The sequence below is a fragment of the Burkholderia sp. MBR-1 genome (genome assembly GCF_013822785.1).
GTDB lineage: Bacteria > Pseudomonadota > Gammaproteobacteria > Burkholderiales > Burkholderiaceae > Burkholderia > Burkholderia vietnamiensis.
Map to the genome: position 1 here is coordinate 992,052 of NZ_CP053611.1, position 12,209 is coordinate 1,004,260.

The window sequence follows — 12,209 nt, forward strand, 5'->3', positions numbered from 1 at the left end:
GGCCGGTTCAGGCTTTGCGGAGATGAAGTGACATGTGTGCAATGGCGTATGCGGAATTTCAGCAGGAGTTGAAGAAGGCGCAGCTGACCGCGCGCGAATTCGCGCGGCTGATCCGGATGAACGAAAGCTCCATCACGAACTATTCGAGCAAGGGCACCGTCCCTTCGCACCTCGCGGTCATCGCGACCCTCATCGGCGCGCTCGCGGCGCACGAGATCGATTTCCGGCACGTGATCGGCAAGACGGCGATCGAGCCGAAGCGGCCGCGCGGCGGCGGGGTGTTTCCCGCCGGCGACAAACCGCGCGCGCGGAGGACCGTCAAGGTCGGCTCCTGATGCATCGAATTCACCGGTAGCGGCGTCCTCGTCCGCGCCCATGGAGCGGCCGATCGAACCCGTCAGTCGGCGGCGCCTGCGACGCCGTCCGCCCGTCAGTCTGCCGCTCGCACCTGATCGAGCAACGCCTGCAACGGATGCCGCAGTTGCTTCGACGACATGCGCTTCACCTGGCTGCGGCACGAGTACCCGGTCGCCAGCGCCTCGCCTCGTTCCGCGGAACCATCTACGTGCGCCGCCCACGATTGCGCATAGATCGCCTTCGACGTCGCGAGATTGCGCGCCTCGTGCCCATAGGTGCCCGACATCCCGCAGCAGCCGGCCGCCTCGACCGTCAGGCGCAGACCGCGCCGCGCGAATAGCTGCGCCCATTGCCTGCCGCTGTCCGGTGCGTTGGTCCGCTCGGTGCAGTGCGGCAGCAGCCGAAACGCGGCGCCCGACGCGCGGCCCGCGCGGGCTTCCGGCAACGCATCGAGCAGCCACTCCTGCGGCAGCGCGACCTGCGGCACGTCGACGAGCCCGGTCACCTTCAGGTATTCCTGCCGATACGTGAGCGTCATCGCCGGATCGAGGCCGACCAGCGCGACGCCCGAGCGTGCAAGCGCGGCGAGCTGCGTCGCGTTGCGGATCGCCGCCCGCTCGAACGCGCGCAGAAAGCCCTGCACGTGCAGCGCCTTGCCGTTCGGCGCGAGCGGCGCGAGCCATACCTGGAAACCGATGCGCGCGGCCAGTTCGATCAGCGTCGCCAACTGCTCGGTGTCGAAGTAACGCGTGAACGTGTCCTGCACGATGACCACACTGCGCGCGCGCTGCGCGTCGGTCAGCGCGGCGAGCGCGTGCGGATCGGCCGGCCGCACGCGCCATTGCCGCAGCGCGGCCGCGAGATCGAAGCGGCTCAGCAGCGGGCTGTCGACCATGCCGACCTGACGCTCGAGCAGCGTGCGCACCCACCCGGCCGCCATCATCCGGTTGTACAGCGCGGGCACGCGTGCGAGCCACGGCATCGTGAATTCGAGCGAGCCGATCAGATAGTCGCGCAGCGGCCGCTGATAGCGCTGGTGATACAGCTCCAGAAAGCGCGAGCGGAACTCGGGCACGTTGACCTTGACCGGGCACTGCCCCGCACACGACTTGCACGCGAGGCAGCCGGCCATCGCGTCGTACACCTCGTGCGAGAAGTCCGCTGCGCCGTTGCGCGCGGCGCGGCTGTTGCGCCAGCGCGTGACGATGCCCGTCGCCCACGGCTGCCGCACACGCGCCGCCGCGACGACGTCGACGCCCGCCTGTCCTTGCAGGCGCAACCATTCGCGCATCAGCGAGGCGCGCCCCTTCGGCGACTGCACGCGCTCGCGCGTCGCCTTCCACGACGGACACATCGCGTCGTCCGGGTCGAAGTTGTAGCACGCACCGTTGCCGTTGCAGTGCATCGCGGTGCCGTAGCTGCGCCACACGCGCTCGTCGATCTGCCGGTCGTGGTCGCCGCGCGTCGGCACCTCGTCGATCTTCAGCAGCCGCAGCGTGCGCAGCGGCGGCGTCGCGATCTTGCCGGGATTCAGCTGGTTGTGCGGATCGAACGCGGCCTTCAGCTGCTGCAGCGACGGATACAGCTCGCCGAAGAACGCCGGCGCGTATTCCGACCGCACGCCCTTGCCGTGCTCGCCCCATAAAAGGCCACCATGCCGCTGCGTGAGCGCGGCCACCGCGTCCGACACCGGCCGCACCAGCGCCGCCTGCTTCGGGTCCTTCATGTCGAGCGCGGGGCGCACGTGCAGCACGCCGGCGTCGACGTGGCCGAACATCCCGTATTGCAGCCCGTGAGCATCGAGCAGCGCGCGGAATTCGGCGATGTATTCGGCGAGGTTCTCGGGCGGCACCGCGGTGTCCTCGACGAACGGCTGCGGGCGCGCCTCGCCCTGCACGTTGCCGAGCAGCCCGACCGCGCGCTTGCGCATCGCGTACACGCGCTTGACCGCGTCAGCGCCGCTCGCGAGCGTATGGCCGAAGCGCTCGACGCTCGTATCGGTGCGCAAATGCTCGACGAACGCATGCACGCGCGCATCGACGTCATGGGCGTCGTCGCCGCTGAATTCGATCAGGTTGATGCCGAGCGTCGGACGCCCGTCGTCCTGCGGGAAATACTCGGCCACGCTGCTCCAGACGAAATCCTTCATCGCGAGCATCAGCACCTTCGAGTCGACCGTTTCGATCGACAGCGGCCGATGGGCGAGCAGCGCTCGCGCATCGCGCAGCGCGTCCATGAAGCCGCCATAGCGCACGTTGACCAGCACCGAGTACTTCGGGATCGGCAGCACGTTCAGCTTCGCTTCGACGACGAAGCCGAGCGAGCCTTCGGCGCCGCACAGCACGCTGTTGAGATTGAAGCGGCCGTCGGCTTCGCGCAGGTGCGCGAGGTCGTAGCCGGTCAGGCAGCGATTGAGCTTGGGGAATTTCGCGTCGATCAGCGCCGCCTGTTCGTCGCGGATGCGGCGCGCGGTGCGATACACGTCGCCGACGCGGTCCTGCCGCGCGCAGCGGCGTTCGAGTTCGGCTTCGTCGACGGCGTCGCTGCGTAGTTGCTCGCCGCCGAGCAGCACGAAGTCGAGCGCGAGCACGTGGTCGCGCGTCTTGCCGTAGGTGCAGCTGCCCTGCCCGCTTGCGTCGGTGTTGATCATCCCGCCGATCGTCGCGCGATTCGACGTCGACAGCTCCGGCGCGAAAAACAGCCCGTGCGGCTTCAGCGCGGCATTGAGCTGATCCTTGACGACGCCGGCCTGCACGCGCACCCAGCGCTCGTCGGCGTTGATTTCGAGAATCCGGTTCAGGTTGCGCGACAGGTCGACGATCACGCCGTCGGTCAGCGACTGCCCGTTGGTGCCGGTGCCGCCGCCGCGCGCCGCCACCGCGACGCCGCGATGCTCGGGCTGCGCGAGCACGCGCGCGAGCAGCCGCACGTCGTCCGCATGCGCGGGGCTGATGACCGCTTGCGGCAGGCGCTGATAGATCGAGTTGTCGGTGGCCTGCACGGTGCGGTTCGCGTGGTCGGCGCGGATTTCGCCGGCGAAACCGCCAGCCTGCAGCGCGGCGAGGAAGTCGCGGTAACGGGCCTCGAGCGGGCTGACGGGACGGGACAACGAAGCGATCGGCATGGAATGGCAGCGCAAAGTGATGGGAGCCGTTGCGCGGCCTCGATTAAAACCATGAGTTTTGAGCAAGTTTCCACGCGCGCGGGAAATCCAGTATCTTGCGGAACGGTCCGACAAACAAACGAATTCTGCCCCATCAACGCTTGCATAAAACTCATGAATTATCGCCGCCTGACCCCGTCGATGTCGCTCTTGCTGGTGTTCGAAGCCGCCGCACGGCACGAGAGCTACACGCGTGCCGCCGACGAGCTGTCGCTGAGCCAGAGCGCGATCAGCCGGCAGGTGCAGACGCTCGAGGCTCAACTCGGCGTCGCGCTGTTCCGGCGCGAGGGCCGCTCCGTGAAGCTGACCGAGGTCGGGCGGCGCTACTTCGCCGAGGTGAGCGGCGCGCTCGGGCGCATCCGCGGCGCGACGCTGCAGGCGATGTCGCATCAGGCCGGCGCCGGCACGCTGCGGCTCGCGACGTTGCCGACCTTCGGTTCGAAATGGTTGCTGCCGCATCTGCACGGCTTCTACGCCGCGCATCCGGGCGTGACGGTGCACCTGCATTCGCGGATCGGCGCGATCGACTTTCATACCGACGACGTCGATGCGGCCATCACGGTCGGCACCGGCGACTGGCCGGGCCTGCACGCGCACCGGCTGTCCAACGAATTCCTGATCGCGATCGCCAGGCCCGCCGCTGCCGGGCGGCGCAACGCCAAGGCACGGGCGCCCGCCTGGGCGGCCGGCCAGACGCTGCTGGGCGTGACCAGCAATCAGCACGCGTGGGCCGAGTGGTTCGCGCATTTCGGCCTCGATCATCGCGACATGCGGGTCGGGCCGAGCTTCGAGTTGACGTCGCACCTGATCCAGGCCGTGCGGGCCGGCATCGGCATCGGCCTGGTGCCGAAGGTGCTCGTCGAAGACGAACTGACCCGCCACGAGCTCGTGCCGATCGGCGACGCGATCACGAGCCGGCGCAGCTACTATCTCGTGTATCCGCCGGAAAACGAAACGCTGCCGTCGCTGGCCGCGTTTCGCGAATGGCTGCTGAAAGCGTGCTGACAAATCGTGCCGACGACGACACGCTCGCTCGGCGCGAGCCGCCATGCGGGCGTCGGCCTGCGCATGCGACCGATGCGTCGAGGCCCCCTGAGCGACGCCATTTTCGTTACATTCGTGCTACGAATGCTCGGATGCGACGTCACGCGGCGGGCGGCGCTTCATTGCCGCCGCCCACCGCGTACGATCAACCGCCCGCAGACCGCCCGGTTCGGCCGCCCTGCGCACCACCGTCAGGAACCCTCGCCATGAAGAAGCTCGTGAACCTCCCGTCCGATGTCGTTAGCGAAATGCTCGAAGGCATCGCGCGGCAGTCGCCGCATGTCGCGATCCTCGGCGACGAGCACGTGCTCGTGCGCCAGCCGCTGCCCGAGCCGTCGCGCCGGCCGGTCGCCGTGCTGTCCGGCGGCGGCAGCGGCCACGAGCCCGCGCACGGCGGTTACGTCGGCGAAGGCATGCTGAGCGCGGCCGTGTGCGGCGAGGTGTTCACGTCGCCGTCGACCGACGCCGTGCTCGCCGCGATCCGCGCGAGCGCCGGGCCGAACGGCGCGCTGCTGGTCGTGAAGAACTACACCGGCGACCGCCTCAATTTCGGGCTGGCCGCCGAACTCGCCCGCGCGGAAGGCATCCCGGTCGAGATGGTGATCGTCGCCGACGACGTGTCGCTGCGCGGTGTCGTCGAGCGCGGCCAGCGGCGCGGCATCGCCGGCACCGTGCTGATTCACAAGCTGGCCGGCGCCGCCGCCGCACGCGGGCTGCCGCTCGCGCGCGTCGCGGCCGTCGCGCGCGAGGCGGCCGCCGAGCTCGGCACGATGGGCGTCGCGCTGGATGGCTGCACGATCCCCGGCGCGGACAAGTCCGGGTTCAGCCTCGCCGATCACGAGATCGAGCTGGGCCTCGGCATCCACGGCGAGAAAGGCGTCGAACGCACCGCGCCGCTGCCGGCCGACGCGCTGGTCGAGACGCTGCTGTCGCGCATCGTCGCCGACCTCGTGCTCGATCGCGGCGAACGCGTCGCGCTGCTGGTCAACGGCCTCGGCGCGACGCCCGACATGGAGCTCGCGATCGTGCTGCGCGCCGCGTACGACAACCTGACCCGGCGCGGCATCACGGTCGCACGCGCCTGGGCCGGCACGTTCCTGTCGGCGCTGAACATGCCGGGCTGCTCGATCTCGCTGCTGCGGCTGAACGACGAACGGGCCGCGCTGCTCGACGCGCCGACGCAGGCGCGCGCATGGCCCGGCGGCGGCGCAGTGAACCCGCATGTTCGAATCGACGCGCCGGTCGCGCACGAGCCGCCGCCCCAGCCGGTCGATGCGGCCGCGAGCGCATGGGCTGCGCGTTTGCAGCCGGCGCTGCGCGCGGTCGCGCAAGCACTGCTCGACCACGAAGCGACGCTGACGGAGCTCGATACCGCGGCCGGCGACGGCGATCTCGGCGCGAGCATGCATCGCGCCGCGCAGGCGATCCTCGCGCTGCCGGACACCGCCTACGGCGCGCCGGCCGCTACGCTCGCGGCGTTGGGCGCCGCGTTGCGGCGCGCGATCGCCGGCAGTTCGGGACCGTTCTATGCGAGCGCGTTGTTGCGCGCATCGCGGCGCCTTGCCGACGCGTCGGACCCCATCGCGCCGTCCGCGCGCGACTGGGCGGCTGCGCTGCGCGGCGCAGCCGACGCGATCAGCGAACTCGGGGGCGCGCGCGCGGGCGACCGCACGATGCTCGATGCGTTGGTGCCGGCCGCCGACGCGTTCGGCCGCGCGCTCGATCACGACCACGACGTCGCGAGCGCATGGGCGGCCGCCGTGCAGGCCGCCGAACACGGCGCGCGGCAAACGGCCGACATGCCGCCGCGCGCGGGACGGGCGAGCTATCTCGGCACGCGCGCGCTCGGTACGCCGGACGGCGGCGCCGTGGCCGTCACGTACTGGCTGCGCGCGTTGCTGCCGCACGTGCGGTAGGCGGGGCGCGGGCGCCGCGGGCAGGCGTTTGCGGCCATCGCGTGCGTGGTAGGGCTGGGCGCGGCGTGGCGCACTCGGTTCGGCATCGTTGTCGCCGGCCGGCGCGCTCGCGGGGTGCGTCGCTGGAGGCATGGAACCGCCCGCCATGTCGCCCGCGACCGGCTGTGCGCGTTGCAGCCACACGTGCGGTAGAAGGGGCGCGGGCGGGCGTGTGCGGCCATCGCGCGCGTGGTAGGGCTGGGCGCGGCGTGGCGCACCCGGTTTGGCGTCGTTGTCGTCGGCTGGCGCGCTCGCGTGGTGCGTCGCTGGAGCGGACCGCCATGTCGCCCGCGTCGCGGGAGGTAAAGCGGACGCTGCAAACGGGGGCCGCAGCAAGCGCGCGCGACGCGTGGTATGTCGTGCCGTGCTGTGCATTGTTGTGCCGCTTCGGGCCATGCCTTGCCATGCGGTCCCGCTCTGCGCCGCGGGGGCCTCGCATCACCTCGCATCACCTCGCATCACCACCCCACCCCAGCTCCCCTCCCCGGGGAAAACCCCGATCCTCACATCGTCCTATGACATCCGGCGTCGCTAATTGGCGGGATTACTTTGATCCTCGTCGGCGCCCGTCCGGGCGCATGCTGATAGCGAGGATCCCTCATGCGATACGTGCCATCGATGACTTCCGTTTCCGCGGCCGCTTCCGTTGCGGACGACGCGGCTTCCCGCGGCGATGAGCCGCACTGTCTGCCGCGCGTCGCGATCGCGGCCGCGGCCCTCGGCAATGCGACCGAATGGTTCGACTACGGCATTTACGCGTACGGGCTCGCCTATATTTCGGCCGCGCTGTTTCCGGGCAGCACGGCCAGCGCGACGCTGTTCGCGCTCGGCACGTTCGCGATCTCGTTCCTGATCCGTCCGCTCGGCGGCCTGTTCTGGGGCCCGCTCGGCGACCGCCTCGGCCGCAAGCGCGTGCTCGCGCTGACCGTCCTGACGATGTCGGGCGCCACGCTGCTGGTCGGCGTGCTGCCGACCTACGCGAGCGCCGGCTGGCTCGCGCCGGCCGCCCTGATCGTGCTGCGCATGGTGCAGGGCTTCTCGACCGGCGGCGAATACGGCGGCGCGGCGACCTTCATCGCCGAATACGCGCCCGACGCGCGACGCGGCCTGTGCGGCAGCTTCCTCGAGTTCGCGACGCTCGCCGGGTTTTCGCTCGGCGCGCTGCTGATGCTCGGCTTCGCGCTGCTGCTCGGCGACACCGCGATGCACGCCTGGGGCTGGCGACTACCGTTCCTCGTCGCGGCGCCGCTCGGGCTGATCGGCTTCTACCTGCGCTCGCGCCTCGAGGAAACGCCGGTGTTCCGCGAGCTCGAAGAACAGGCGCAGCGGCGCGAGCAGAGCGCCGCGGCCGCCGCGCTGCCGCTCGGCCGGCTGCTGGTCCGCTATGCGAGGCCGCTGCTGCTGCTCGGCGGGCTCGTCGTGGCGCTGAACGTCGTCAACTACGTGCTGCTCGCGTACATGCCGACCTACATGCACAAGGAACTCGGCGTCAGCGAAAACCTGTCGCTGTTGATTCCGCTGCTCGGCATGCTCGCGATGATGGTGCTGCTGCCGTTCGCCGGCTGGCTGTCGGATCGCGTCGGCCGCAAGACGATGTGGTGGATCTCGCTCGTCGGGTTGTTCGTCGCGGCCGTGCCGATGTTCGCGCTGATGACGCACGGCGTGCTCGGCGCATTCGTCGGCTTCGCGGTGCTCGGCCTGCTGTACGTGCCGCAGCTCGCGACCATTTCCGCGATGTTCCCGGCGATGTTTCCGACCCACGTGCGCTATGCGGGCATGGCGATCGCGTACAACGTGTCGACGTCGCTGTTCGGCGGCACCGCGCCGATCGTCAACGACTGGCTGATCGGCAAGACCGGCAACACGATGATCCCCGCCTACTACATGATGGCCGCGTGCGCGGTCGGGCTCGTCGCGCTGTCGGCGGTGATCGAGACGCGCGGCTGCTCGCTGCGCGGCGACGCGGTGCCGGGGCAAGCGCGTTGACGCGCGACCGAGCACGCAGCGCCTCCCATAAACGGTAACCGTCGAATCGCCCGCCGCCCGGCACCGGACGGCGGGCGATCTGCGTTTCAGGTGCGGCGGGATCAGCGATGTCGTCGCAGCGCGCGGAGGATCGCGCGGCCGTCCGTTTCGATCGCGCATGCGCGGCCGTCGACACCGGTTGCTTGGCGAGGCTCCGAGGCGCCGGCGCTTTCGCGTGCGGCTCCTTAGGCGCCGCACCTGCCAACGGCCTCACGAACGGCGTGCCGCGACGGCCTCATGACCGACGACTCACCGAAGGTGAGCCAATCGCCTCATGCGCAGCGCTGCAGATCGACTCAGAACGTCGCCCAATCCGCGCCTCCGACTCGCGCCGGTGCGTTGCCGACCTTGCCGGTTTCGCGAACAGGGCGCTTCGCGCCGCGTGCCGGCGTGCGCGCAGCCGCCGCGACCGGCGCCGACGCTGCAGCCGCCGCCGGCTGCGACCTCGACTCGACCTTGAATATCGCCACCGCCGCCTTCAGGCTGTCCGCCTGATCGGCCATCGACTGCGCCGCAGCCGTCGCCTGCTCGACCAGAGCGGCGTTCTGCTGCGTCACCTCGTCCATCTGCGTGACGGCGACGTTGACCTGCTCGATCCCCGTGCTTTGCTCGCTCGATGCGGACGCGATCTCGCCCATGATGTCGGTCACGCGTCTGACCGAGCGGACGATCTCGTCCATCGTCGTTCCGGCGTTCGACACCAGCGCCGAGCCGGCGGCGACGTGCGTCACCGACGTCTCGATCAGCTCCTTGATCTCCTTGGCCGCGACGGCACTGCGTTGCGCCAGCGTGCGCACCTCGCCGGCGACCACCGCGAAGCCGCGCCCCTGCTCGCCCGCGCGCGCCGCTTCGACGGCCGCGTTGAGCGCCAGGATATTGGTCTGGAACGCGATCCCTTCGATGACGGAGATGATCTCGGCGACCTTCTGCGAGCTGGACGCGATGTCTTCCATCGTGCCGACCACCTGCTTCACGACGGTGCCGCCGGACGCGGCCGTCTGCGAGGCCGCTGCCGCCAGCGTGCTGCCCTGGCGCGCATTCTCGGTGTTTTGCCGGACGGTCGACGTGAGCTGCTCCATGCTCGCCGCCGTTTCTTCCAGCGAGGCGGCCTGCTCCTCGGTGCGCTGCGACAGATCGACGTTGCCCTGCGCGACCTCCGCGGCGGCGAGCGAGATCGACTCCGCGGACACCTTGATGCCCTGCACGATCGTCGTGAGCCGCGCGCGCATCGCATCGAGCGACGACATCAGGCTCGATGAATCGCCGTGCGCGACCGGCAGGTCGATCATCAGGTTGCCGTCGGCGATCTGCGCCGCCGCGTGTTGCGCGACCGACGGCTCGCCGCCGAGCTGACGCAGAATGCTGCGCGCGATGACGATCGTCGTCGCGACGGCGACGAGCAGCGAACCGCCGACGATCGCCGCGACCAGCGCGCGCACGCTCGCGTACGTCGCGGCCGCATCCTGCTTCGCCTGCTCGTTCATCTCGTCCTCGAAATTGGCGAGCTCCGTCGCCCGCGCCAGCCACACACGCTGCGGCGGCCTCGCGTTCTCCATCAGCTCCTTGGTAGCCGCCGCCGGGTCGTTGCTCAGGCCGAGCTGGGCCGCCTTGCGCAACGCCGGCTGGGCCGCCGCCTCGTCCCGCTTGAGCGCGGCCACCAGCGTCCGCTCGCGCTCGGTCGTCGCCGGCTCGTCGGCGAACATGCGCGCGAGTTTCTGATACGCATCCGCGTAGATGTCGTCCTGCTTCTTGATGCGCTCGGCTTCCTGCGCCATCTCCTGCTGATCGGTGAGCAGCGCCAGATTCCGGACGGCGATCGCGCGATCCTGGATCGTCGCGCGAAGCCGGTTGGCGAGCTTCGCTTCGGTGTTGTTCACGCGCGCGATGGTGTCCAGCTGGCCATGCAGTTGCCACATGCCGTAAAACGCGGTCCCGGCTACGGTCACCAGCAGGATCGTCAGCAGCCCGAAACCCAGCATCAGGCGGCTGGATACTTTCATCTCTCTCATTTTGGCCCTCGGAGCAATGTCAGATTGTTGTTATTCGTTGTTTACGGCCGCGCACACGTTTGCTTAAGGAAAATTTCGGACAGCATGCGAATCGTGTGATGGGGTCGGTTGGCGAACACACGCGGACAGCGGCAGCCCGCTCCGCCTGAACCCAAAAGCAACGACGCCGTCGCACTCCCGTGCGACGGCGTCGTCTCGCGCGCAGCAGCGGCGCGTATCAGGGCCAGGGCCGCAACGAACTCACGACACGGCGGCCAGATTGCGCTCCGCCACTTCGTCCACGGCTTCCTTCACGATACCGACGATCTCGTCGGCTTCCGCGCGCGTCATCACGAGCGGCGGCGCGAACCCGAGAATGTCGCCATGCGGCATCGCGCGTGCGATCACGCCGCGCCGCAGCGCGGCGGCCGACACCTGCGCGCCGATCTTCAGCGCCGGATCGAACGGCGTGCGCGCGTCGCGGTCGGCCATGAATTCGAGCGCGGCCAGCATCCCGACGCTGCGCACTTCGCCGACGAGCGGATGCGCACCGAACGCGTCACGTAGCTTCGCGCCGAAATACGCCCCCACTTCGGCGGCGTTGCCGACCAGATTCTCGCGCTCGAGAATCGCGAGGTTCGCCAGCGCGGCAGCGGCGCACACCGGGTGGCCCGAATACGTCCAGCCGTGCCCCATCGGCCCGTGCGCCTGCGAGCCGCGGGCGATCACGTCCCACACCTTGTCGCCGACGATCACGCCCGACAGCGGCGCATAGGCGCTCGTCAGTCCCTTCGCGACGGTGATCAGGTCCGGCTCGATGCCGAAATGCTGCGCGCCCATCTTCGAACCGAGGCGGCCGAACCCGCACACGACTTCATCGCTGATCAGCAGGATGTCGTGCTGGCGCAGCACGGCCTGGATCGCGGGCCAATAGCCGGCCGGCGGCGCGATGATGCCGCCGGTGCCCATCACCGGTTCCGCGATGAACGCGGCGATCGTGTCGGCGCCTTCACGCGCGATCAGCTTCTCGAGCTCGTCGACGCAGTACGCGACGAACTGCGCTTCGCTCATCCCCACCGGCGCGTTGCGATACCAGTGCGGACACACCGTGTGCTTCACGCGGTCGATCGGCAGATCGAAATGCTGATGGAAGCTCGGCAGCCCGGTGAGGCTTCCCGTCACGATGCCCGAGCCGTGATAGCCGCGCTCGCGCGAGATGATCTTCTTCTTGTTCGGGCGGCCGAGCACGTTGCTGTAGTACCAGACGAGCTTCACCTGCGTCTCGTTCGCGTCGGAACCCGACATCCCGTAGTAGACCTTCTTCATCCCCGCCGGCGCCCATTCGATGATGCGCGACGACAGCTCGATGATCGCGTCCGACGCGTGGCCGACATACGTGTGGTAATACGCGAGCTGCTTCGCCTGCTCGTGCATCGCATCGGCCACTTCGGTGCGGCCGTAGCCGATGTTCACGCAGTAGAGCCCGGCGAAGGCGTCGATATAGCGCCGGCCCTCGTGGTCCTCGATGCGAATGCCGTGCGCGCCCCGCACGATCCTGCCCGGCAGCGCGCCGCTTTCGTGGTCGTACGCGTGCGTCGACGGATGCATGAAATGGGCGCGGTCCGCGCGCAGCAGTGCGTCGATCGATTGCTTCATGATGTGCTCCTTGAATTGGGT

The 12,209-nt window shown here is 69.5% G+C and carries 7 protein-coding genes; 4 read left to right on the forward strand and 3 right to left on the reverse strand.

The genetic code is table 11. From position 1 onward, the window contains the following. The first annotated feature begins 32 nt into the window (after positions 1-32). Positions 33-335 carry a hypothetical protein gene (locus MBR110_RS28810; RefSeq protein WP_014726284.1) on the forward strand — a complete coding sequence of 101 codons (303 nt, stop codon included), beginning with the start codon at positions 33-35 and terminating at the stop codon, positions 333-335. Positions 336-430: 95 nt separating this feature from the next. Here the strand turns inward: MBR110_RS28810 and ydiJ are convergent, their stop codons facing one another. Continuing rightward, on the reverse strand, positions 431-3,481 hold the full coding sequence (ydiJ, locus tag MBR110_RS28815; protein ID WP_176300870.1) for a D-2-hydroxyglutarate dehydrogenase YdiJ: 3,051 nt from the start codon (positions 3,479-3,481) through the stop codon (positions 431-433). 153 nt (positions 3,482-3,634) lie between these two features. Between ydiJ and MBR110_RS28820 the strand changes: the two genes are divergently transcribed. From MBR110_RS28820 to MBR110_RS28830, 3 genes are all read left to right on the forward strand, one after another. Continuing rightward, positions 3,635-4,525: a LysR substrate-binding domain-containing protein gene (locus MBR110_RS28820; protein WP_059895376.1), complete on the forward strand. Its 891-nt coding sequence runs from the start codon at positions 3,635-3,637 to the stop codon at positions 4,523-4,525. 245 nt (positions 4,526-4,770) lie between these two features. Continuing rightward, on the forward strand, positions 4,771-6,480 hold the full coding sequence (locus MBR110_RS28825) for a dihydroxyacetone kinase family protein (RefSeq protein WP_034194410.1): 1,710 nt from the start codon (positions 4,771-4,773) through the stop codon (positions 6,478-6,480). A gap of 639 nt (positions 6,481-7,119) precedes the next feature. Beyond that, entirely contained in the window at positions 7,120-8,505 is a 1,386-nt protein-coding gene (locus MBR110_RS28830; RefSeq protein ID WP_034194409.1) for an MFS transporter, read from the forward strand. A gap of 335 nt (positions 8,506-8,840) precedes the next feature. Here the strand turns inward: MBR110_RS28830 and MBR110_RS28835 are convergent, their stop codons facing one another. Together MBR110_RS28835 and MBR110_RS28840 are read right to left on the reverse strand one after the other, a co-directional pair. Continuing rightward, complete coding sequence (locus tag MBR110_RS28835; RefSeq protein WP_176300871.1) at positions 8,841-10,553, reverse strand: methyl-accepting chemotaxis protein; 1,713 nt, start codon at positions 10,551-10,553, stop codon at positions 8,841-8,843. A 240-nt stretch (positions 10,554-10,793) separates the two neighbouring features. Beyond that, complete coding sequence (locus tag MBR110_RS28840) at positions 10,794-12,188, reverse strand: aspartate aminotransferase family protein (protein WP_176300872.1); 1,395 nt, start codon at positions 12,186-12,188, stop codon at positions 10,794-10,796. Positions 12,189-12,209: the final 21 nt, after the last annotated feature.

Bases quoted from the DNA above. Each gene is read 5' to 3' on its own strand.
- MBR110_RS28830 (WP_034194409.1), top strand. From the start codon at position 7,120: ATGCGATACGTGCCATCGATGACTTCCGTTTCCGCGGCCGCTTCCGTT.
- ydiJ (WP_176300870.1), bottom strand. From the start codon at position 3,481: ATGCCGATCGCTTCGTTGTCCCGTCCCGTCAGCCCGCTCGAGGCCCGT.
- MBR110_RS28820 (WP_059895376.1), top strand. From the start codon at position 3,635: ATGAATTATCGCCGCCTGACCCCGTCGATGTCGCTCTTGCTGGTGTTC.
- MBR110_RS28825 (WP_034194410.1), top strand. From the start codon at position 4,771: ATGAAGAAGCTCGTGAACCTCCCGTCCGATGTCGTTAGCGAAATGCTC.
- MBR110_RS28840 (WP_176300872.1), bottom strand. From the start codon at position 12,188: ATGAAGCAATCGATCGACGCACTGCTGCGCGCGGACCGCGCCCATTTC.
- MBR110_RS28835 (WP_176300871.1), bottom strand. From the start codon at position 10,553: ATGAGAGAGATGAAAGTATCCAGCCGCCTGATGCTGGGTTTCGGGCTG.
- MBR110_RS28810 (WP_014726284.1), top strand. From the start codon at position 33: ATGTGTGCAATGGCGTATGCGGAATTTCAGCAGGAGTTGAAGAAGGCG.